The organism is Streptococcus sp. 27098_8_23, assembly GCF_041432195.1.
Taxonomy (GTDB): domain Bacteria; phylum Bacillota; class Bacilli; order Lactobacillales; family Streptococcaceae; genus Streptococcus.
The window spans coordinates 447,119-470,261 of record NZ_JAPVZF010000001.1 but is presented as its reverse complement, the minus strand read 5'-3'; the positions used below and the strand labels follow the sequence as shown (position 1 = coordinate 470,261).

Annotated in this window: 27 protein-coding genes; all 27 read right to left on the bottom strand. The window is 37.5% G+C overall.

All coding sequences use genetic code 11. From position 1 onward, the window contains the following. Positions 1 to 108: 108 nt before the first annotated feature. The 27 genes from O3652_RS02320 to O3652_RS02190 all read right to left on the bottom strand — a co-directional run bounded on the left by O3652_RS02320 (position 109) and on the right by O3652_RS02190 (position 23,053). Entirely contained in the window at positions 109 to 1,848 is a 1,740-nt protein-coding gene (locus tag O3652_RS02320) for a glycoside hydrolase family 13 protein (protein WP_125413649.1), read from the bottom strand. A gap of 204 nt (positions 1,849 to 2,052) precedes the next feature. Next, positions 2,053 to 2,709 carry a hypothetical protein gene (locus tag O3652_RS02315; RefSeq protein WP_049518670.1) on the bottom strand — a complete coding sequence of 219 codons (657 nt, stop codon included), beginning with the start codon at positions 2,707 to 2,709 and terminating at the stop codon, positions 2,053 to 2,055. A gap of 142 nt (positions 2,710 to 2,851) precedes the next feature. Then, positions 2,852 to 3,343 (bottom strand): phosphoribosylanthranilate isomerase, encoded by a 492-nt coding sequence (locus O3652_RS02310; RefSeq protein ID WP_049518668.1) that lies wholly within the window; start codon positions 3,341 to 3,343, stop codon positions 2,852 to 2,854. Between the two features lie 64 nt (positions 3,344 to 3,407). Beyond that, entirely contained in the window at positions 3,408 to 4,289 is an 882-nt protein-coding gene (locus O3652_RS02305) for a diacylglycerol kinase family protein (RefSeq protein ID WP_371590030.1), read from the bottom strand. A gap of 135 nt (positions 4,290 to 4,424) precedes the next feature. Next, positions 4,425 to 5,174, bottom strand: coding sequence for a hypothetical protein (locus tag O3652_RS02300; protein ID WP_371590029.1), 750 nt, complete (start codon positions 5,172 to 5,174; stop codon positions 4,425 to 4,427). A 132-nt stretch (positions 5,175 to 5,306) separates the two neighbouring features. Next, complete coding sequence (locus O3652_RS02295; RefSeq protein WP_227232355.1) at positions 5,307 to 5,963, bottom strand: hypothetical protein; 657 nt, start codon at positions 5,961 to 5,963, stop codon at positions 5,307 to 5,309. Positions 5,964 to 6,065: 102 nt separating this feature from the next. Continuing rightward, on the bottom strand, positions 6,066 to 6,728 hold the full coding sequence (locus O3652_RS02290; RefSeq protein WP_371590028.1) for a DUF443 family protein: 663 nt from the start codon (positions 6,726 to 6,728) through the stop codon (positions 6,066 to 6,068). Between the two features lie 59 nt (positions 6,729 to 6,787). After that, positions 6,788 to 7,459: a hypothetical protein gene (locus O3652_RS02285; protein ID WP_125413654.1), complete on the bottom strand. Its 672-nt coding sequence runs from the start codon at positions 7,457 to 7,459 to the stop codon at positions 6,788 to 6,790. 71 nt (positions 7,460 to 7,530) lie between these two features. Continuing rightward, a complete protein-coding gene (locus O3652_RS02280; RefSeq protein ID WP_125413655.1) occupies positions 7,531 to 8,502 on the bottom strand; it encodes a hypothetical protein in 972 nt (323 codons plus the stop codon). A gap of 297 nt (positions 8,503 to 8,799) precedes the next feature. After that, entirely contained in the window at positions 8,800 to 8,928 is a 129-nt protein-coding gene (locus O3652_RS02275; protein WP_125413656.1) for an ADP-ribosylglycohydrolase, read from the bottom strand. 121 nt (positions 8,929 to 9,049) lie between these two features. Continuing rightward, positions 9,050 to 9,790, bottom strand: a complete 741-nt coding sequence (locus tag O3652_RS02270) for a hypothetical protein (RefSeq protein ID WP_125413657.1) — start codon at positions 9,788 to 9,790, stop codon at positions 9,050 to 9,052. A 97-nt stretch (positions 9,791 to 9,887) separates the two neighbouring features. Continuing rightward, positions 9,888 to 10,505 carry an SAP domain-containing protein gene (locus O3652_RS02265; protein ID WP_371590027.1) on the bottom strand — a complete coding sequence of 206 codons (618 nt, stop codon included), beginning with the start codon at positions 10,503 to 10,505 and terminating at the stop codon, positions 9,888 to 9,890. Between the two features lie 95 nt (positions 10,506 to 10,600). Beyond that, entirely contained in the window at positions 10,601 to 10,729 is a 129-nt protein-coding gene (locus O3652_RS02260) for an ADP-ribosylglycohydrolase (protein WP_125413203.1), read from the bottom strand. A gap of 11 nt (positions 10,730 to 10,740) precedes the next feature. After that, positions 10,741 to 11,547, bottom strand: coding sequence for an alpha/beta fold hydrolase (locus tag O3652_RS02255; protein WP_125413202.1), 807 nt, complete (start codon positions 11,545 to 11,547; stop codon positions 10,741 to 10,743). Between the two features lie 200 nt (positions 11,548 to 11,747). Beyond that, positions 11,748 to 12,365: a HEAT repeat domain-containing protein gene (locus tag O3652_RS02250; protein ID WP_125413201.1), complete on the bottom strand. Its 618-nt coding sequence runs from the start codon at positions 12,363 to 12,365 to the stop codon at positions 11,748 to 11,750. A gap of 127 nt (positions 12,366 to 12,492) precedes the next feature. Next, entirely contained in the window at positions 12,493 to 13,374 is an 882-nt protein-coding gene (locus tag O3652_RS02245) for an aminoglycoside phosphotransferase family protein (RefSeq protein ID WP_000394420.1), read from the bottom strand. Between the two features lie 120 nt (positions 13,375 to 13,494). Further along, positions 13,495 to 13,923 carry an aminoglycoside 6'-N-acetyltransferase gene (gene aac(6'), locus O3652_RS02240; protein WP_371590026.1) on the bottom strand — a complete coding sequence of 143 codons (429 nt, stop codon included), beginning with the start codon at positions 13,921 to 13,923 and terminating at the stop codon, positions 13,495 to 13,497. Positions 13,924 to 14,137: 214 nt separating this feature from the next. Continuing rightward, positions 14,138 to 15,508, bottom strand: a complete 1,371-nt coding sequence (gene rlmD / locus O3652_RS02235) for a 23S rRNA (uracil(1939)-C(5))-methyltransferase RlmD (protein ID WP_125413198.1) — start codon at positions 15,506 to 15,508, stop codon at positions 14,138 to 14,140. Positions 15,509 to 15,580: 72 nt separating this feature from the next. Then, the gene (locus O3652_RS02230; protein ID WP_125413197.1) at positions 15,581 to 16,555 is read right to left on the bottom strand and encodes a DUF1002 domain-containing protein; all 975 of its coding nucleotides are present in this window, start codon (positions 16,553 to 16,555) and stop codon (positions 15,581 to 15,583) included. 86 nt (positions 16,556 to 16,641) lie between these two features. Next, positions 16,642 to 17,244, bottom strand: coding sequence for a lysozyme family protein (locus O3652_RS02225; protein ID WP_045591399.1), 603 nt, complete (start codon positions 17,242 to 17,244; stop codon positions 16,642 to 16,644). Further along, a complete protein-coding gene (locus O3652_RS02220) occupies positions 17,244 to 18,218 on the bottom strand; it encodes a nucleoid-associated protein (RefSeq protein WP_070838735.1) in 975 nt (324 codons plus the stop codon). Before O3652_RS02220 ends, O3652_RS02225 begins: the two co-directional genes overlap by 1 nt. Before the next feature lie 7 nt (positions 18,219 to 18,225). Further along, positions 18,226 to 19,482 (bottom strand): serine hydroxymethyltransferase, encoded by a 1,257-nt coding sequence (glyA, locus tag O3652_RS02215; RefSeq protein ID WP_268702542.1) that lies wholly within the window; start codon positions 19,480 to 19,482, stop codon positions 18,226 to 18,228. A 49-nt stretch (positions 19,483 to 19,531) separates the two neighbouring features. Further along, on the bottom strand, positions 19,532 to 19,963 hold the full coding sequence (locus O3652_RS02210) for a GNAT family N-acetyltransferase (protein ID WP_000945729.1): 432 nt from the start codon (positions 19,961 to 19,963) through the stop codon (positions 19,532 to 19,534). Position 19,964: 1 nt separating this feature from the next. Continuing rightward, positions 19,965 to 20,567, bottom strand: coding sequence for an L-threonylcarbamoyladenylate synthase (locus tag O3652_RS02205; protein WP_125413194.1), 603 nt, complete (start codon positions 20,565 to 20,567; stop codon positions 19,965 to 19,967). Next, positions 20,551 to 21,387, bottom strand: a complete 837-nt coding sequence (gene prmC / locus O3652_RS02200) for a peptide chain release factor N(5)-glutamine methyltransferase (protein WP_125413193.1) — start codon at positions 21,385 to 21,387, stop codon at positions 20,551 to 20,553. The genes O3652_RS02205 and prmC overlap by 17 nt, the downstream gene beginning before the upstream one ends. Next, a complete protein-coding gene (gene prfA, locus O3652_RS02195; RefSeq protein WP_001028815.1) occupies positions 21,387 to 22,466 on the bottom strand; it encodes a peptide chain release factor 1 in 1,080 nt (359 codons plus the stop codon). Before prfA ends, prmC begins: the two co-directional genes overlap by 1 nt. Then, positions 22,463 to 23,053, bottom strand: a complete 591-nt coding sequence (locus O3652_RS02190; RefSeq protein WP_061587083.1) for a thymidine kinase — start codon at positions 23,051 to 23,053, stop codon at positions 22,463 to 22,465. The genes prfA and O3652_RS02190 overlap by 4 nt, the downstream gene beginning before the upstream one ends. Between the last annotated feature and the right edge of the window lie 90 nt (positions 23,054 to 23,143).

The window sequence follows — 23,143 nt, the reverse complement described above, 5'->3', positions numbered from 1 at the left end:
ACTAATCATTCAGCTAGTAATCGTTGACTTAGCTATATTATACTACATAAGTCAAAAAAAAGACTGCACGAATCACCCATTCATCACAGTCTTTTTAAAGTACGATTTTTATCGGATTATAAATCCTTTAGGCAATATCACCAGTTGCTGGTCCAATTCTTGGTAATGACTTGCTAGCGCTACAGAATCACGGTCTACAAGATAGTTTTCAGTTGATTGGTTAAAAATAGCTTGGACTTTTTGTCCATCATAATCCCATGCTATAGATAAAACATCTGGCTTGATTTCTTCGAGAATAAATTTTCCATGCTGAATAATATCTGAAGCATCCTTGCGAAGCTGAATCAATTTCTTCATGAAATGAAGCATCTCATTATTGTCGGAAACACGTTCCCAAGGCATGACACGACGACAATCTGGATCTGGTCCTCCATCTAATTCTAACTCAGTCCCATAGTAGAAACATGGTGTCCCCCTTTGCAAAAAGAGGCAGGCGAGGGCAGACTTCACAAGTTGTCTATCTCCCTTGGCAGTAGCCAAAATACGCTCCGTATCGTGCGAATCCAGAAGATTAAACATCACTTCCGAAATCTGCTGTCTATAGTACATAGACTGGCTATTGATCTCATCGATAAATTGATGGGACTTCTTAACCCCACGCAAGAAATAATCCTTGATACTGTCAGAGAATGGATAGTTCATGACTGCGTGAAATTCATCGCCATTTAGCCAAGGCTGTGAAGTGTGCCAGACCTCTCCAAGAATATAAAGGTCAGGCTTTTTAGCCAGGACAGCCTTCCGGAAATCTCGCCAAAATTGGTGGTCCACTTCATTAGCCACATCCAAACGCCAAGCATCGATATCAAACTCTTCAATCCAGTAGGTCGCAACGCTCAACAAATAGTCCTTCACTTGAGGATTAGCCGTATTGAGCTTTGGCATATAGCTGGCAAAGGCAAAGGTATGATAAGGGAGCTTTCTTGGATTCCCCAGCTTATCCTTGGTCACTGGGAAGTCTTGAACATGGAACCAATCTTTGTAAACGGAATCTTCACCATTTTTGAGAACATCCTGCCATTGTGGAGACTGATCCCCAATGTGATTGAAAACAGCGTCAAGCATGATTTTCATGCCTCTCTGATGGGCTTGGCCCACCAGTTTACGGAAAGTTTCCTTATCTCCAAAATGACGGTCAATTTCGAAATAATCTGTCGTATTGTACTTGTGATTGCTTGGGGATTCAAAAATCGGACAGAGATAAAGTCCTGTAATCCCCAAATCTTGCAAGTAATCCAGATGGTCAATAACACCTTGTAAATCACCTCCAAAGAAATCGCTCGTCTTTGGTTTGATAGAGGAATCCCAAGCTAGTGAACCTTCAGGTGAAATCTCAGGGTTCCCATTAGCAAAGCGTTCTGGGAAAATCTGATACCAAACTGTATCGGCCACCCAGTCAGGAATATGGCAAGCATCAATCCCATGAATATAAGGAATTTTAAATCCATTTCCTTCATAATGAAGATTTTCTAGCGTGTTTTCAACACATCCCTTATCACCATATAAAATACACTGACCTTGCTTATCTTTAAGTTCAAAGAGATACTGGAGTCGGGCATAGCCAACTGAAATCTCCACTTGCCAATAATCAAACAAAGCATCAGAAGTTACTTTACTCATTTCCTTACTATCTTCATAACGGTCCTCTATAAAGATAAAAGGATCTCCATAATGCAAGTTGATGGTTTCAATATCATCTTTCTTGGTTCGGAGGCGAATGTGCATTGTCTTGTCTTTATAAAGATAAGCATACTCCGACTCTGGTCTGTGGTAAATGGCTGTTAATTCCATTGTTCTGTCTCCTAGTTTACTTTTATTCACCTTGTTGCGCAAACGTTTTCATAATTGTGATTCTAGTATACTACTTTCTAATTTTATTTGCAAGGCTTGTTCGTAGTTTCGGACGGTTTGGTTCTAAAAATAAAAAAGTCTTATCTCTAAGACTTCTCATTATTAGACTTTTTCAAAAACTATTTAAATAGTTCATACTTAATTTTAAATTAGCTCTTTTAACCGTCCTTCTATTAGCTTGCCTCTCGAAATAATCATATTTTTTATATCTTCTTTTCCACTAATCTTATTAAATTTTTTGTTTGAATAATAATCGGTTTGAAAAGTCATCTCAATATATTCATCAAACGTCAAATCAAACTTAAATTCATTCCAACGATCTCTAATATGCTCTATCATCTTGTTCCAATCTTCTTGAAAAACTTTGTGACTAAATTGTAAACTTGGCTTTAATGGAACATTACCTGGAATAGGGGTAAAATTACCAATATAATGATATTTATATATAATATCACTATTATCTTTGGTCCTATAAGAAGGATTATATGCTGCCTTACCATTATTCATTACATCAAAGAGAAAACGAAAACTTTTCGTATCGCTTTGTACTGTTAAATGATACCTATTTATTAAATATGTGTACTCTTCGCCGAATTTCTTAGAAAGGTAACTGGAAACTATTTCTCCCCAAATTATCTGGCATAAAGGTGACTGTTCATAATCTCTAGCAGTCCATTCGTTATTGTCCTGAAAATTATAATCAACTAAATCATTTGCTTCAATATATTCAACAATTTCTTTAAGCCATAGCTCCTGATTTTTTTTCCAGAGCCATTCTGTTTTTTCTGTTAAAACTGACAAATCATTCCCTCCGATTTTATAAAAACACTAAATTAAGCACTATGTTATGAATAATACCTATTAATAAAATTTCTTGAAACGAATTAAATATTCTGAGATATCCATATTATTTAATTTTAAGGCGTTGTATAGAAAGACAGTTTTACAAATGTCTTTCCAGCCACTCAATCTTTTTAAAATCCTTATTGTTATTGTGGTTATTTCGATAGGAATCTTGGGAAGAAGCCTTGTAAATACTTAAATACTGTTCTAAACTTGGAACGCGAAAAGTGATGTTTTCGAGATGAATCAGCTCTATATCTGATTCCGAAACTCTTGCAAAATCAGGTAAAGAATCGATACTTCCGAATTCAACACTCAGACCATCTTTTTGGAATTCATGCTCATGAATATCTACCAAGGTATAGCCCAAGTGGTTCATCACTTTCATTATCTTGTCCCAGTCATAAATTCTGAGATGATCAGGTGCTTCCCAACCTCTAGGGTCACCAGCCACATGAATGTCAATGTCAGACGGCCCCCATTCTTCATTTGAACGGTATTCAAACCCCAAAGACCCCATGAGCGTCGGTGTGATTCCGACTTGGTTTAAATGAGAGCAAATTGTTCGAAATTCATCAAATAGAGAATTCATTCCTCCTCCAATCGTTGATATGAAACTTGATTTCATTGTAAAAAATAAACTATTTTTTTATCTTCTACTCTTTCGGTTTTGAAAACACTTCTACTCGCTGTGCTAGGACTTTAATTTCTACAGGTAGGTTATCCGATTTATCGCCGTCAACATCTGACTCCAATTCACTATCTGAAGAGATTTTAATAGTACGCGCTCTGATATACTCAATATTATCATTTCCGACAACATCCCCTTTTAGTAAATCAGGAATGACGGATAATTTAGAGAATATAGAAGCATCTTTTAGAATCAAAATATTGGCATAGCCATCTTTGTCTTCTTCAAAGATTTTCTTATCAGCGAAGTAATTTGTCAAGAGAACCAAAACATGGCTAGCTTCACCAACATAATTTCCATTTTCTGTCTCAACCTTAATGTTAAAGACCTGATCCGTCATGACGGACTTCATGGTATTTACAGCATAGGCAAAGATACCAAATTTCGTCTTGTCCTCGATTTCAACATTGTGAATCGCCTCAGGCAGAGAACCGATACTAAAGATATAACCAAAATAGTTATCATTTGCTTTACCGATATCAATCTTATTGGTTAAGTTAAAATCGAGTTCATCTATCGCGCCATCAATGTCTTGATTGATTTCCAACAGTTTCGTAATGAGGTTACCCGTTCCACCAGGGATAATCCCTAACTTAGGAATGTAGTCTCTCTCAGCAATACCCGAAATGACTTCATTGACAGTCCCGTCTCCACCGAAAACAACCACTGCATCGTACTGCTTACGAGACGCTTCCTCAGCAAAGTGTGTTGCATCCAGCGCTTTTTCGGTAATTTTGGTTTCCACCTGCTCAAAATAATCTTTGGCTTTATTCTCCAGCTTGACCTTATAATCCAAAGCCTTTTCCCCACCAGAGGTAGGGTTAATAATTAACATTGCTTTTTTCATTGATAATACTCCTTTAATAGTTACAAAAATTCTAGTAACTAATTATATCACTTGAGTGATGTAAACGCCATCCAAATGCTCGAAAAATCGGATCCACTAACTAGAATAGAGACGTTAATCAGTCAAATAAAACGCTCAACTTTTTAAAAATTCTTTAGACTTCTGTACGATATAGAGCTGTTCATCTTCTTGAGCAAGTTTTCTAAACAACTCATTCGCCCTGGTCATATCACCTTTTATTTTAAAGTTCAAAGCTTGATAGTAACTGATTTCCAATTGTTGATATTTAAACTCGTTTTCCAATTCTTCAAAATAATCATTGGATTGATGAGCAATTGTTAAATCGTAAAGCGCGATACTCACGCTTTTTGTTTTCTCAGCTAGAGACGGATCTGATATGGACATTTTGTCTAGCATAAGATCAAGCTCGTCCCTGGTCAGGTCAGGTTGTGCAAGAACTGTTGAGCGAATGAGGTAACTCTCTAAAAAATCTCTGTATTTCGGCTTCAGTTTTTGATCAGTCATTGCTTCAGAAGCCTCCTTAATGGCAGCATCGAAATCACCAATCATATAGGAATACCCAACAGATGTTAGTGTCACATCCATTTTTATAATAGCTCTTTTTGCATCTTTCTTCAATTCAATGTATTGCTTCCAAGATGGTAAATCTAAGTCCATATACAGTAACTTAGTACCACTCCTTACATACCCTCTTCTGATTAGTGCAATGAAAAGAAATAAGAGTGCATTTATAAATAAAATACAAAGGGTTTGAATAGTCCTATCTTTCACCATCCAAGCTACAAAAAGAATGAGAAGAACAGCCAAAACAATCACGACTTTTCTATAAAATCCATATTTCTTGCGTATTTCTAAATAATTCATTTTTACTCCTTTTCTAACTCACAATGCTACATTGTAAAAGCTGTCTTGAACTTTAAATGAGTCACTCACCACCCAAACACTTTCTGAATGGATTTAATACCTGAATCAATACTATTTCCAATATCATTTGTTCTATATTTTCTCAATCTTTTCAACCTCAATTTGACCATGCTTGTATGGATGAGCGATTGGAAAACTTCCTAGAGTAAACATGAAAAAGAATAACGATATGATTCCATTGATTACCAAAAAAGCCCCTTCTGTTCCATTATTCAAACCAAGAAAGAAAAGTAAACAAAGGGCAATTGCTCCAACCAAAGGATATACTCCTCCGTTACTTTTTTTAATAGTTGTAAAGGTCACTGTGTATTTATTGCTGTTTTGAGGAATCCATTTATCTGCTTTATTATGGGATAACTTTAATGAAATCAGAATTGCAAAATAAGAAATCAGCATAGAAATTGCAAAGAGTAATAACTTTAATAATATTTGCTCGCTAATATTATTGTGAATAAAAAATTTTTTCAGCGCATCATAGCTAACCTTGACGATTGGTTGAACGATAATGGCTCCCATTGTTGCACTTACAGGTCTGCTAGGTTTAATTTCGAATTGGTTATTATTCTTTTCAATCTCCACCATGTCCACTGTAATCGTATCTGTTTTTATTCCCCAGTAATAGCTCTTGGGGCTTATAGTACTTGTATCCATGACATACTTCTTCGATTCTTGTTCTATCTGAACAATTTGAAAGCACATCATACTTGAATTTTTAAATTTTAATTCCACGTCTATTCCTCAAAACACTTTCTAATCAGTTCCCTAATTTTTCTTATAAAATAACCCAATGTGACCTGCAAAAGAGGATCATAAAATAGCTTTCATCTTAATTTATAACTTCTCAATCTTTTCAAAAACAAGTTCTTGCTTTTCGACACTTTCTCGGAGTGGTGACATGCCTAAAATCACTGTAAAAAATCCCAATAATAGAATACTATTAATAACAAGTAAGGCTCCCTCTGTTCCATTAACAGTATATAGATAAAATGCAAAACATCCAAGAGTCGGAACAAGGATAAAAGGAAGAAGTTTGTAATGTTTTAATTGACGTTTATTTCCAACTGGTTTGAAGGTTATTTTATAGTTTGAAACTTTATTCTCAAGTCTTTTTTGGACGCTATGACGAGCTCTTATGGCAATGAACCAGAAAACAAGATAAGCTAGGAAGATGAACAGGCCATATAAACCTATCTTTAAAGGAAGATTGTGACTAATCCCATTGTTTCTAAAAAAATTCGTCACTAGCCGATAGCCAGATCCCCCTATTGCTGTACCAATTGCAATCCCAATTGATTTACTCATAGTTGGAGCTACACTCTCAAAACGCATATCTCTTTTATCTAACTTTTGCATTTTTGCAGTAATTTCATCGGGAAGAGAACCCCAGAAATAGGATTTTGGTCTAACAGTCGTCAAATCTAGAATATACTTTTCTCCCTCTACTTCTACTATTTTGAAAAATACTTTATTCGTTTCTTTAAATTTTACCTTCATAGTCACCTTTAAATCCTTCTCAGAGTTAAAAAACTCTTTTCAATAACATTCCTAAATCGTCAGCCCCGTTTTTTAATAATAGTTAAACCAATTTTGACAGACATCTCTTTCGATGTTAACTGTATTGTAATCCCATAATTTGTTTTATCTGAGTAATCTATTCTAATTTGGCACGTTGTTTCCTCTGGTAGATCATATTTGCTTTTCAGTTTCTGAAAGAGGTCAGAGTTATTTTCTGGCTGGTAGATAATTTCACTAAGCTCTGTTGTTCCGGTTCTTAACGTTCTTTTTACATTCAAGGAGTCAAAAACATCTCTTTTGACAACTAAGTTAAGAATTTCTTCATCAAATAAAGGATCTATCGCTGAATCGTAATGCAACTTGCCATTAGAATAACTAACGGGAACCGTTTTTTTATTTTCTCCGATTTGTATTCTATAGTCGCCCTTACCATCTGCCTTGGTAATGTCTAGGTCGATTTCACATCTTTTGACTTCGTCACCATTTTTTATATAGACGCTGCTTTTATAAGCTTCCAGCCCATTAAAATCCTTCTGCTCTTGTTCCAAAAATTTAAACATAGGATCAAACGTTTTTTCAAACTCGTACTGTTCCTTTGTTCTATTTTGGGGAATAGTTTCACCACCAAAACTACAAGCATTCAATGAAGATGCTGTCATAAGAATAACAAGAACCCCAGTTACCCATAAACACCATTTAAACTTTTTCATATTTTACTTAATCCTTTTTTCGAGTCATAACAGTAAGATTTTTTCAAAAATTTATAAATGTTTAGTTAAACTTACACTAGTTCTACGTCGACTCCAGCTTTAGCAAAAGTTTCCTTAACTTGTTCAAAATTACTTGACATGATTGTCGCTTGTTTTAAATTTGGGAACTGCTTTAATTCAACCAAACTAACCTCATTCAAATCAAAAGTACTATCCTCACCATCCCACTGAGGAATCAGATTCATAAAAATTTCATTACCGCCATCCATATCAATCTCTTTTACAAGACTTGCATACTTCTGTGAAATCTGAAGATTTTTAAAGTATTCTAAGGCAGGCTCTACAAGTTCTGTACTTTCTGTATCAATATCCAACTCGCTAAATTCCTCTGAAAAATCAAAAATATCAAAAGCTGGCTTTAAAATATCTAAATCATACATCAATACTTGGATAATAGCTAGTTTAAAATTCAGATTATCAAAATGAAGATATTTTTCTTGAACAACTTTTGGATTTGATTTTTGACGTTCATGCTTGATTTCTGGATAGTAAGAAATGGTGAGTGGATATCTCATTACATCTGGTCTTCCATTAAAATTGGTTCCATGAGGGGTCCATAAAATAAAATTGAAATCCCCAGTTCTGTGTCTATCATAAAGAAAATAGGGAGGCTTCCCATCAGTGGATACTACGGCTTGACAAGGCATCTTGGGTAATTCTTCTTCTCCAAACATAGGTTTTACAACATCACCATAGTAGAAACTGATTGTAGAAAGTAGATGCTCATCATCAATATAGACCCTGCATTTCTTTAAATGATTCCGGATAGAAGACGAATGTTCAAATACAATACCAGCATTGTCGTAAACGTACTTTATGTATTTATTTTCTTTTTTGACAACCTGATCAGGCTTTCCTAATACAGCCTCAATATCTTTCAAAGATAAAGGAAAAGACAAGCTGGTTCCATTCATTACCATTGAATTGTCATGAAAATCGATTTCGAGGTTTTTAGGACTTTTCTTTTTAAAAAAACTAAACATTTGATTCTCCTATTTATAATTTGTTTATCTAAATGCATCAAATCTATTTTTCTAACGTTAGAAAATTTACTGTATAAAATAATATTTTGCCGTATTTTTCGTCCGTAGGATTAAAAAAGCAGAAAGCCTCCTAAAAATTAATTACTCTTCACTAATAGACTTACCGCCTCAACGTGGCGCGTCCGCGGAACACAAAAGGTTTGGGGAGTTCAAAGCTCCAGTGGAGCTTTGAAGCCTTCTTACCTTAAAATGAAAAGGTGAGAGGATTAGCTACGTTTCACTAACAAACTTACACATTCAGCGGTTCGGATTTACCGTATCATCCGTGAAAAAACAATCCTCACGAAATAATGGAAAGTCTTTTGTTTTAATATTGTTCCATTCGTAAACTGAACCTACAATATCTCCAACAGTTGCTCCTAGCATGGTATTCCTCCTTACAAACTGTTAGTTTAGACTAACATTTCTACTTGTCATACTCGTCTATTTTATCAGCATATATAGTTTTTACGGATAGATTTGTAATCTCTTTCCAACCCAAGTCACTTTAACTGTTTTGCACTAAATCTTGATGGTCAATGGCCCATTGAATCCACCCTGACCACTCCACAGCCAAGTGAATTTGGTGGTCTTTTACAATAGAATTAGGGCATAACGCCGGAAACTCGACACAAGTGAACGCCTCAATTCCCTGTTCTACATTACGGAATTGATGTCTTACTCCTCCAATAATGGTCCCGTCTTTTAGTTTCGCAATTCCGACGATCTGATACGGATACTCTTCATCCCGAGGCGTTTGAATTCCCTCTTCTTCGTTAAACCGAATAAAGAATTGCATTGGGAAAGGAGCATTTCCCGTTTTTTCAATGACCTCTAGTTCCTCTTCGCGGGGCACTAAAGTATAATGCTCTGGACAAACAGACAAATTGACTTTCAAATTTTCAGCTGTGTTTAGATACGTAACGTGATCAATCACCTTGCCTAAAGTTTCTACATCAATTCCTTCTGTATAAATTTTAGTCATAGCCTTTTTTCTTCTTTTTCCAGATAGTTTAGTCGCAATCTTTAGACTGATATCACCTAATTTCAGTTGATTCTGAATTTTTTCGACAATCGCATCATATCCTAGCTCTACTTTTTTCTCGGTTAACACTTCACATAATTGTTCCGTTGACGCTTCCCCATCATAAGAAAGTCCCAAGTTTTTATAAACTGAAATTACATGTTTTCTTTGCCATTTTTCTAACGCTTTAGCATCAAAACTTTTTTCATTCATTAGAATATCCATTTTTCTCACCAACTTTCTTCAGCTTAATCTATCTTTCCTCTATAAAACTTTTAGAGAAAATAGAGCTTATGGCTTCACCCACTAAACTAAGAATTATTTATTTACGATACTCCTCTATTTTGTTACTGTGTTCTTTCAGAAGTTGTTTGGAATAAACTTTTTCTTTCTTTGAGTCTCGAACTTCTTTCCAAAGAATGGAAGCTACTTTTAGTTTATTCGAGTAGTTGCCACTATTTTCGTCTGTACAGAAATCTTTTAAAAATTGATTCCATTGACAAACCGAATGGTCATACTTGGCATAATCTGAATCTCCATAATAAACTTTTAGCATATCTTGGATTGTGAAATTCAAATCATTTTCTTTTTTTACTTTTCTCCAAGCAGTGGCCATATTAGCAGTAAATTTAAAGGGCGAAACACCTGTTAAAGTTGAGAAATATTCTCTAAAGTTTGCATTAAAGGAGAATCCACATTCAAGTAAGGGCGTATCTAAAGTAACGACTTCTACTCGTTTCTTTTTCCTTTTTACTGATGATTTTTTAATCAAATTCCCCTTGAAGTACTGCTCAATAATATCATTGAGTTCCTGTTTTGTACCTCTATATTCAAGTCCTAATGACCTGCATATCTGTGAAAGTTCATCACGATACCAATAGTATTTATTAAATTCATCAAAGGATGCAATTTTATCAAAATCAGGTCTGCTTTCTATCAATATAATACCTCCTTAAAAACAGTTTAGGTTTTCATTTCTAAATAATGGAGTTTTAGTTTGAGGATTAACTATGTTTCACTAACAAACTCACACACTCAGCGGTTCGGACTTACCGTATCATTCGTGAAAAAACAATCCTCACAAAATAAAGGAAAATCCTTCGTTTTGATATTGTTCCATTCGTAAACTGAACCTACAAAATCTCCAATAATTGCTCCTAGCATGGTATTCCCCCTTATGGCATATCTGATTCGTTACACATTTCTAATGAGTCACTCTTTAAAAATGGCGCTACCAAATCAATCCACTCATAAGGCAGGTAAGCTGATAAATAGCCGTGATTATAGCCCTTTGCTTCATACAAAATTGTATTTGAATGTAGCTGATGAAATAATTTCGCTGATTCTTTCACACAGTTCAATTCTTTTTCACCATAGATATACAGAACCTGAGCCTTGCTAGCAGAAATCATATCTTTCAGCTTGTAACATCCCATATAGTTTTTGTAAATGGTCACCAATGTTTTGACAGGGGTTCTTGGCAAATCCTCCAAATAATAAGCTTTTATTTCCTCTGGATAAGCCAGTTTAGGATAGAGTTTGTTCATCATGCTTAACTGAAGTTTGCAAGAGAATTTATTGAACATCAATTTACCAAATAGAGACACTAGAAAGATGCTGATTTTAGCTAACCTTGGTTGAGGAATACAGAGCCTTCCATCTATGATGGCATTCTCAGCAATTTCACTGTCTAAAGACAAAAGCTCTATGGCAATTTGACCACCAAGTGAAACACCACCGATTGCAAACAATTTCCCACCACAGTTTGCTTTGATATAGTCTAGAATCTCCAAAGCAGAATCTTCAGTAGAAACATAATCAAGTTGATATTCCTCGCCGTGGCCATTCAAAGTGGGTAGAATTATACGGTATTCTTCTGACAAGATTCGTGCTTGACGAAGATAATTCCACCAAGAACTTCCACCACCATGTATCAGTAAAATAGGAGGCAAATTCTTATCACCAAATTCATGGAATTTCATGTTTAAACTCCTTACTGTAGAACTTTCACTAGCTACACCCATGTTTAATCAGCTTGTACAAGCAGTGATACCACCTCAATATGTGGTGCTCGCAAACTTCTATATTTAGAACGAAAGTGACTGAGTTGTTATTTAACATTAAACTTTAGAATGAAAATATTTTATAGTTAGCATTTTTCAAACTTTATAGCTGATAATTGTCACTTAATAAATTTACTTGCTAACTTGTAAACCTTTTGAATCTCTTTACTTTTAACGTCCCAACTATCAAGTTCTTCTTTGATCAACTCTGGAAATTTTTTGCTAATATCTCTCAAAGCATTACCAACTGATTTTCTAACATATTCACTAGAATCTTCTTTTAATGTTGCGATTCGTTTAATAGCTTCATCTGGATTATCCTTGAAATATGGTCTACTCGTCCATATTCTTAATCCCTCTGTTACTGCTCTCCTTGTATTAGGATTGGTATTTTTTAACCATTCATCAATCACTGGAAGTGCTTTTTCATATCCTATTTTTTTGCAAAATTCATCAAATGCTTTCGCCAATACTTCCTGAACTCTCCAATTATCATCTTTTGAAACTTTATCTCGCAGAAATGCTGAAATATCATCTTGTTCTGATAAGTATCCAAAAAGAAATACACTGTACATTCTAACTTGATATACATTGGATTTAAAGGCTAGAAATGCTAATTCTTTGATATACGCAATATCGTTTGATTGATAGTCAGAAAGAGCTCTCTTCTCTTCTTCTTTGAACCCATTTTCTATTAAAGAAAATTCTTTTTCCAAATTTAAAATATATTCTTTCATGTAACTTGACCCCGAAACAACATTCAAAGTTTCAAGATAATTCTCGATAGGTATTAATAAAGAATTGAATTCGTTATAATATGAGCAAATAATCTTGATATTTTTTCAAATTAATATTTAAACCCTTTTATTCTTCAGTCTTTTTATCAATCAAATACCAACTAGGAATGATTTGTTTCATATCATCATACCATTCCAAAATTTCCTTAGCTTGATTTTGCATTACTGATACTTCTTCTTCTCCATAAGGAATAGCCCATGGAAGTGCTCCAATTAAGTTACTTAGAATGTAAACAGCAAGAAGTTTCCAAAATAAATCTGGGACCTTATCATCAAAGTATCCATCTATCATACCAGATGCGAAAGCGGGAGATACTTGAGCTGACCACACAATACGATTGAACTCCTCCCAAGGATCTCCAACATCAAAACGATCAAAGTCAATCACATAAATCTCTCGATCTTCTCCAATCATGAAATTTCCAATATGATAATCACCATGTTGCAAAACTTGGGGTCTATTCTTTAGTAGTTCACGGTTTTCATTCAAAAAATCAATAAAGACATGACCGCTTTCATATTGGACAGGACATTCTTTGTATTTGGAGATTTTATCATCAATTTTTCGATTAAAAAAGATTTCCCAGTCTTCATAAACTTCTGTAGCAGGAATTGTATGAATTTTTCTAAGTAACCTTCCTGTTTCTATCCCGTAAGTGTATTGTTGGTTTTCTGAATAAGTTAAAATGGTATCCATTGCAACTTTTCCGTCTATCCACTCGTGTATAGAATGTACTTCGTCACCACAGAGTTCAAATTTAATCGGTTTACACATATGAACTCCAAGAGAAGCAACTTTCTCCATTATATCAAATTCAATTTTCTTAGAATCTAACTTCTCTTTATCAGAAATACGCAAGAAATATTTTTGCTGATTTTGATCTGTCACACAATATTTTTTATCATCTGACCAGCCTTTATTTATGGCTATCCTACTAATAAACTCCATCAATAACTCCTCGATTAACTTTACAACATTACTATATTCTTAACTAATGAAAAGTAATTCGTAGTCCGTCCATTTTTTCACACTTCCTAAAGATACATAAATTTTGACCACGTTCTGAAATTATAATATCTTCTTAAAATGAATAATTCTATTTGCCTCCTGAAATCCAATATTGAGATGAAATCTTATAGAATCCGTATTCGTTAAAGTACAGTCACTTGCAAATTCCTTACATCCTTTATTTTTCGCCCATTCCTCACATTTTGTACAGAGATTTTTAGCAATATTCTTTAAACGATATTCCTCGTCGACAATAATCCCTTCTAAGAATCCAACAGGACTATATTTACAACCTTCAACATAATCAAATCTAAGTGAACATAGTGCTAGACCTACAATTGTATCACCTTCAACTTCAGTAAAGATTGCAGTATTTTTGCCATTCGTATATTTTTTTACTTCATCAAAAGCTTCTTTATCGGTCAATTGGGGCCATAATTGTTTTATTAGTTTAGCCGTTTTTATAGAATCTTTTGTTATTCCATCCATATTGATGTTCCTCCGCAAATTACAAGCAAACGTTTCGAATCACGCTGTTACTTTGTTACTCATTGATTGATACCAATACCATCCCCTTCTACTTTTCGACTGTCTCAGATCGGACGAGCAGAGCTACACACTCAGCGGTTCGGACTTACCGTATCATTTCGTCGGTTTCCCTCCTCATTCTACGAGTCCTATCCCATGGGCGGAGCATCTACTTCTACTTCGCTGACGCCTCAGCTCGTACAAGCAGTGATACCGCCTCGACGTGGTGCGTTTGAGGAAAAAGATCCACCGGCTGGACTTTCTTCAAGTCATATCCTAATTCTTGGTAGAGTTTGATATCACGCGCCATGGTTGCAACATTGCAGGAGATATAGGCAATGCGGTCTGCTCCTGTTTGACTACCTGCCTTGATAAAGCTTTCTGTGAGGCCTTTTCTTGGTGGGTCGACTAGGATAGCGGTTGGTTGGATACCTTCCTTGAGCCAATTCTTCATAGCATTTTCAGCTGTATCACATACATAGTGGGCATTAGTGATGCCATTTATACTAGCATTTTTCTGGCTATTCTCCACGGCTTCTGGAATCACTTCAACACCGTAGACTTCCTTTACATGTTTCGCAACAGACAATCCAATCGTTCCAATTCCTGAGTAAGCATCAATCACCACATCATCTCCTTTTAACTCTGCAAAGTCAATGGCTGTTTGATAGAGTTTCTCAGCCATTTCTGTATTGACCTGATAGAAGGCTGGTCCAGATATTTGGAAGTCATTTCCCAACATTTGGTCGGTAATGTAGTCTTGACCATAAAGTGTTCGCCAGTCCTTACCGAAAATAGCATTGGTATTCTGGTCGTTGATATTTTGCACGACAGAGACAATCTCTGGAAACTGCTTGATGACTTGTTCAATCAACTGCTCTACTCGAAAAACTTTCGGACGAGTTGTTACTAAAATGACCATGATTTGTCCTGAATAGTGCCCACGACGCACAACGAGGTTTCGAATCAAGCCAGACTGTTCCTTTTCATCATAAGGTTTCAAATCATAACGACGGAGCAAGTCGCGTAGGGCCACTACTACCTCATCAATCATAGGATCTTGGATAAAGAAATCTTCCAGTGGCATGAGATCATGCGAATTTTTACGGAAAAAACCTGTTTCCAAGACACCATTCACTCGACGAACGGGCACCTGTGCCTTATTTCGGTACTTGACTGGATGTTCCATACCCAGCGTTTCAGCGACCTCTACATCTCTAATGCCAGCAATTTTGTAGAGACTGTCTTTGACTTGCTTGGTTTTAAACTTGAGCTGTTCTGGGTAGGCAAGATGCCCCAAGTCAGCAATTCCTGAACGCAGGTAAGCCAAATCTAAATCTTGGTTACGATGAGGTGATTGAACAAGGTATTCTTCAACTTTCCCAAAGCCAATTTTTTTATTGACTTTAAGGACACGCATAAGAATTTTCTCAGTCGGAAGAGCATTCTCTACAAAAAAGACCAAGCCTTCTACCTTGGCAACTCCTGCCCCTTCATGGGTCAAATCAACAATTTCAACTTCTACAATATCATTTTTCTTTAACATATTCTTCACTTTCTATCGGTCTAAAAAAAGACGGCAACATTTCTGTTACCATCTATTATATCATGAAATGACCTAAGCACCAAAACTCTTGAAGAAGTTGACAATGGCTTGCCAAAGGGAGCTAAAGAAGTTGCCCCCGTCTTCTAGCGCTTTATTGGCATCAAAGTTGAGGTTGATATTTTTAAAGCTATCTCCAGCTTGGGAAACAATGCTTTCCTTGAGGTCATTTAGGGTTTTGGTGAAATCAGCATTGTTCAAGATGTCACTCTTTGAGAGGTTGAGGGCAAAATTGATGATGATATTGACCTGGTTTCCTGTTATAACCTGATCAAGTTTGTAGTTTTTTAGGGTATCTTCAACGATTTTGCGGACATCTTCCTCTGTCAGATTTCCTTTGGCTTCTTTTGCCTTTGCGATCCCTGCCTTGATATCTGTCATAGCCGCATTGAGCTTATTGGCATCGTAGCCTGATTTGTCCTTGTTTTCAGCATTGATATCAGACAAGGCTTTTAACTCTTCTTGGGCCAAGTCTTTATTGGCTTGTGGTACTTTAGCTCCATTGGCCTCTAACGAGTAATAAATCCCTGCTAGGGCACTCTCGCCTGTAACTGGAATAGGAGCTGCAACTGTGATTTTTGCATGCTCAACTCCCAAGGTCACTGCTGCATTACGGTACATATCCTGCGTCACCTTGGTGATATTTTCAGGCGTTTCAATCTTAACTTCTAGAGGCGACTTATCACCCAGCTTTTGAATCTTGGCTGACGAATAGAGCTGTAGGCTAGCATCATTAGCTACATTCATAATTTTCGAATAGATATCAGGTGTCATAGTTTTGATATCTTTGGTGTCTTTTGATGCGTCATAGCCAAGTTTGCTAAGAGTTTGATTTTTTTGGTCTTCAGATAGAGAAGAACCTAGGACATATTCTGGTTGTACATAGGTTTCATCGATTACTTTTTGAACATCGGTTGCTGCGTGGACGCTTGTCATAGCTGTTGCGGCCCACAATACTGCAGCACTTGTTAGAAAGAATTTCTTTCTCATGGGATATTCCCTCCTTTACCTTTCTAGGGTAATAAAACATTCTTAAAGAAAGCTTATAGCGAAAAACATCTGGTCAAACCAGATGCTTAAAAGAAATTAAAGAATTTCATGATGTACAAGTTAAAGCGTACCTGTCTCGAGTAGTAATAATTTCCACCATTTTCATAGAGTTCGGCTCCGTGAAAGATAGAAATAGGGTTGATATAGGTGTAGGTCTTCCCAGTAGTATTACCAAGGATTGGAGCGACCGTTTCTCGGGAGTAACGCTTGGCTAGTACTAAGGTATTTTCCTTACCATTCTGAGCAATAAAGTCGATATAGGCAGGTCCAAAATTATAGGCTTGAACGGCGGTCCAGACATCTACTCCTTTGCTCTGTGCCAAATAGAGGTTATCTGTTAGTGTCTGTATCCCTTGGCGAATACTAGAGGCATCGTCATTGATGGTATTTGTAGCGCCACTAGCAGACTCACTAGACTGCATGACATCCCGCTCTTTTCCCTTCGTTTCGGTATAAATCATGGCGAGAACTAACTCTTCATTGGCTGGAGTATCTCTTTCGCTCAAGATTTCTCGAACCATGGGTTGGTAGGTCATGACTTGTTTAACATCCTGATGGATATGATAAGCTTTGTATCCTGCGAAAAGGAAGACTGCTAGCACAAGCACTCTTCTTATAAATTTAAACATTATTTACTTTGAATATCCTCGATATTTTTGATTAAGATAGAATAGGTTCCATTGTCATTTTGGATAAACTCAACAGACTCGGCGTCTTGATAGACGTTATTGGGAACGATGAGTTCAATTCCGTTTGACAAGGAAAGTTTTTGGTTTTCAAATTTCTTGAGCTGACGACTGGCATCAATTTCATCGAACTGGACTGGTTCTGGTACGGCTTCCTTGACTTGGTCAATAAAGCTCAAACGAGCCGTCAGATTATTGTCAAAAAGGTCATTAGCCAATTTCTCGGGTGACAATTCATTGCTTTCTTCAAGATTGTTGAAAATCGCTGATTTGACCTTGGATTGGAATTGAAAATCATCTGTGTTAAAGGACTCTGCAATTCTCTGAGCCGTTTTTTCCAGTTCCTTGATGGATTTTTTTGGCGAAATCTTAGGGGCGACAGCAAGCATATTCTCTGAAAAGTAGTTCAAAAAAGTTCCATTATACTTGATTCGTTTCTCGATGAGGTGGTACTTTCGACTTTGAAGATTGACCACCAAGGCCTCATCAGCCCCCGTTCCAAATCCAGGTAAGTTATTCTGAGTCAGCTTGATTGGATTATCAACTTCTCCACCAAGGTGGGTTAAGGTTTCCCGCAGGGCAATTCGCAAGAAAGCGAAATGCTCTACACCTTCTTTAGAAAACTGAACAAAAATCAAGTCATTGGTCTTGAGATTTTCAGAAATGCTAAACTCTTCTTTCCAAAGATTAGCCAGTGTTACTGATGTCTCCAACAAATCATCTGTGATGTGATTGAAGAAGGGATTTTCTTCTTCGAAAATCCCAGTCTTTGCTTCATCTGAATACACGCGTTCGATTTTTTTACGTAGGTATTCCTCGATTTTTGGAGTGATATTGAGAAATTTATCCGCTAGAAACAGCTCGGTATCATCTGGGCTGAACTGATGGATAATAGCTTTCTTAATATAAATGTCCATAAAAGTATTAGTCCTCGTATAGTGGGAAGGCATCTGTCAACGCTTTGACCGCACTTCTCACTTCTTCTAAGACAGCTTCATTTTCTGCATTCTTAAGAGTTTTAATGATGAGTCCAGCAACTTTACGGCTTTCTTCTTCACCAAATCCACGTGCAGTGATGGCTGCAGATCCGATACGAATACCACTTGTCTTGAATGGTGACAAGGTTTCGTATGGGATTGAGTTTTTATTTAGGGTAATATTAACTTCATCCAGCAAGTTTTGAGCAACTTTTCCGTTTTCTACAACCTTAGTCACATCCACTAGGAAGAGGTGATTTTCAGTACCACCTGAGATGATACGGAAATCAGGGTCTTGCAAGAAGACTTCAACCATAGCCTTGCTGTTTTTGATGACATTAGCAGCATATTCCTTGAAGGCTGGGTCCAAAACTTCTTTGAAGGAAACAGCCTTAGCAGCGACAACATGCTCCAAAGGACCACCCTGAATACCAGGGAAAATAGCTGAGTTGATTTTCTTAGCTAGGTCCTCATCATTTGTCAAAATCAAACCACCACGCGGTCCACGAAGAGTTTTGTGGGTCGTTGTTGTAGTGATATGAGCGTATGGCACTGGACTTGGGTGAAGACCAGCTGCAACCAAGCCAGCGATATGCGCCATATCGACCATAAGCTTAGCCCCAACAGCATCTGCGATTTCACGGAATTTTGAGAAGTCGATAATTTGAGAATAGGCTGAAGCACCCGCTACGATTAGTTTTGGTTTTACTTCTTGGGCTTGTTTCAAGATAGCATCAAAGTCCAAGAGTTCCGTTTCAGGATCAACACTGTAAGAAACAAAGTTGTAGGTTTGACCAGAGAAGCTAACTGGAGCTCCGTGGGTCAAGTGTCCACCTGCTGCCAAATCCATTCCCATTACAGTGTCACCAGGCTCAATCAAAGCCATATATGCTGCACAGTTGGCTTGGCTTCCTGAGTGAGGTTGGACATTGGCGAATTTAGCACCGAAAATTTCTTTTGCACGTTCAATAGCTAGAGTTTCTACCACGTCTACTACATCAGTTCCACCATAATAACGGCGTCCTGGGTAACCCTCGGCATATTTGTTTGTCAAGATAGACCCTTGAGCTGCCATAACAGCCTTGGAAACCACGTTTTCCGAAGCAATCAACTCGATATTGTTTTGTTGGCGTTCTTCTTCTTTGGCAATAGCATTCCATAGATCAGCATCGTATGCTTTAAAATCGTCTTTATCAAAAATCATAGGTCTTCTCCTTTATAGTGTGACTGGTCCTTTAGTTTAAGAAATTATACTAAAAGATGCGAATAAACCGTTTCTGCACTTTATCACAAGTATAACCAACTTTTTCATAAAATGCATGAGCTCCCAGACGATGATCAGCAGAGTTTAAGCGGATAAACCCATAACCCCGTCTTTTTGCTTCTTGATCCAACCCTTGCAGTAAGCTTTTACCGATACCTCGTCCTTGTGCTTGAGGCGAAACTGCTAAGCCTAAAATATTAAATCCTGCTTTGGAATAGAGGGATTCATAAACTTCAGCATGGACATATCCAAGTAGGACATGGCTGACCTCATCCTCATAGCCAAGTAGGAAATGATGAGAATCCTGAGACAGTCTAGCTAGTTGACTAGCTGTGTCCTCTGAACTAAAAGAATAGCCCAAAGCCTCTTGGTTAATCTCACATATAGCATTCACATCTGTTTCTTGCAAATTTCTTAGCATCTCATTCCTCCTCAAAAGAAATCTCTGGCAACTGTGCAAGAATATCTTCTCGCTTAATCGCCCCCTGGCGTAAGATTTTCACCTTGTCTCCAGACAAATCCAAAATCGTCGAATCCTGTCCAGTTAGAAAAGCGTCGTCCTCCAGCCCCAAAACCTCTTGGTCAAAATCCTCTAGAATTTGAGCAAAGGTCACGCCACTCGCCTGACCCGAGATATTGGCAGACGGCCCAATCAAAGGACCTGTCTCTCGAATTAAATCAAGTGTAATGGGGTGACTCGGCATCCGAAATCCGACAGTTGCAAGACCAGAGTTGACCCAATAGGGAACTCGGTCATTGGCTTCGAGGATAATGGTCAAGGGACCCGGTAAAAAGACCTCTACAAGCTTTTGTAGATAAGTTGGCTGTTTCTTTGAAAAGTGCAAGATGTCCTCTAGAGAAGCAACATTAAGATTGAGCGCCTTATCTCTAGGACGACGTTTGAGTTGGTAAACATGGTCGACAGATTTTTCATCTAAAGCCTTAGCAAAAAGACCGTAAACCGTCTCTGTAGGCAAAACAACAGATCCGCCCTTTTCCAACTCTTGTCTAATCCTGTCCATCATCAACTACAACCATCCTATCTTGACCAAATTGGTCCTTGAGTGTTCGTACTCGTTTTTCAGGAAGATGTTTCCTAAAAAGCGAAGGAACACTTTGACCTTGCTTGTATCCAATTTCAAGGTAAATCTTACCACCATCTGTGAGATAGTCTTTTGCATCTTCCGCAATTCTACGGTAAATAGCTAGGCCATCCTCATCTGCAAAGAGAGCTAGATGAGGCTCCGAATGCAAAACATTCAAACCGACCTCTGACTCATCTTCACGAGAGATATAGGGTGGATTGGATACAATTATATCATATTTTTTAAAAATTTCTGCAAAACAATCAGATTTTTTAAAAAATATATTAAGATTTTGATTTCTAGCATTCTCTGATGCAAGCTGCAAGGCGTCTTGTGAAATATCTGCTGCTGTCACTGACCAATCTGGTCTGTTTTTAGCTAATCCAAGAGCTATGGCGCCACTTCCAGTCCCAATATCTAGGATCTTAAGATTTTTCTCAGGATTTTCAGCTAGGATAAGGTCCACCAACTCCTCTGTTTCAGGTCTAGGAATCAAAACCCGCTCATCCACTTTTAACTGCATTCCAAAGAAATCTGCCTGTCCAATGATGTACTGAGCTGGTTTGTGGGCCGCTAACTGCTGGTAAACTTCTTCTACAAATTGTTTTTCGGCCTCTGTTACCTCTTGCTGGAGGGCAAAGACAAAGTCCGTAAAAGAGAGATTTTTTAAGCTACGATAGACAAAAGAGAGGCTTTCTGCTTCCTCTCCTTGTCTTATCAACTCTTCTTCAAAATCTGAAAATAATTGAGCTAGTTTCATTATTTGTTTAATTCTTCTAATTTCTGTGTTTGGTCATAAAGAACCAAAGCGTCTACAACTTCATCCAATTTACCAGACAAGATGGTATCTAGTTTTTGAAGGGTCAAGCCAATACGGTGGTCTGTGACACGGTTTTGTGGGAAATTGTAAGTACGGATCCGTTCTGAACGGTCACCAGTACCGATTGTTGACTTACGTTCAGCGTCTTGTTCATCTTGGGCAATCTGAGCAAAATGGTCAGCAACACGCGCACGGATGATTTTCATGGCCTTCTCACGGTTTTTCTGCTGGGTACGTTCTTCCTGCATCTCAACCTTGATATTAGTTGGCAAGTGAACGATACGAACGGCAGTCGCAACCTTGTTGACGTTCTGACCACCAGCACCCGATGCGTGGTAAATATCAACACGAAGGTCTTTTGGATCAATATCGTACTCTACTTCTTCCACTTCAGGCATGACAAGCACTGTCGCTGTCGAAGTATGTACACGGCCTTGGCTTTCTGTCACAGGGACACGTTGCACACGGTGGGCACCTGATTCGTACTTAAGCTTAGAATATACAGATTGACCAGAAACCATAGCAACCACCTCTTTGAAACCACCGACACCGTTCATAGAAGCTTCCATGACTTCAAAGCGCCAACCTTGGGCTTCCGCATACTTTTGGTACATAGTTAGAAGATCTCCAGCGAAAAGTGCTGCTTCGTCACCACCAGCCGCTCCACGAATTTCAAGAATGATATTCTTGTCATCATTAGGATCTTTTGGAAGAAGCAAGATTTTTAATTTTTCTTCGTATTCTTCTTTTTCAGCCTTGGCATCTTTGAGCTCTTGCTTGGCCATTTCTTCCAAGTCCGCATCTCCGCCTGATTCCTTAATCATCTCCTCAGCATCAACGATGTTTTGAAGAACTTGTTTGTACTCACGGTAGGCAGTTACCGTATCACGTGTAGAAGCCTCTTCTTTCGAAAGCTCCATGAAACGCTTGGTATCTGAGACGACATCTGGGTCACTCAGCAATTCTCCTAATTCTTCATAACGGTCTTCTACAGCTTGTAGTTGATCATAGATGTTCATTTTTCTTTATTCTCCTTATTGATTTCAGGGGCAAAATAATGTTTACGGCAGACTGAGATATAAGTTTCATTTCCACCGATCTGAATTTGTTCTCCATCATAGACTGGCACACCATCCTGCGTACGCAACACCATAGTCGCCTTTTTCTTACAATACTGGCAGATAGTCTTGATTTCGTCAATCTTATCTGCTAAAAGCAAGAGGTATTTGGAACCTTCGAACAATTCATTGCGAAAGTCATTCTTCAAACCAAAAGCCATGACAGGTATGTCTAACTCATCAACAACACGAGCTAGGTCGTAAACATGGTGACGCTTGAGAAATTGAGCCTCATCGACCAACACACAGTAAGGTTTTTCAGGTAAATCTAGGATATAGCCGAAGATATCCGTCGTTTCCTCAATCGCAATAGCTGGGCGTTTCATGCCGATTCGACTCGACACATAGCCAACACCGTCACGCGTATCCAGAGCCGAAGTCATAATCACAACTCCCTTTCCTTGCTCCTCATAGTTATAGGCTACCTTAAGAATCTCAATCGTTTTACCTGAGTTCATAGTCCCATAACGATAATACAACTGTGCCATGCTTCTATTTCACGTCCATTTCTAAATTTTTGCTACATTCTAGTATATCATAATTTTCTGAAGCTTTAAATGGCAAAATATGGTAAAATA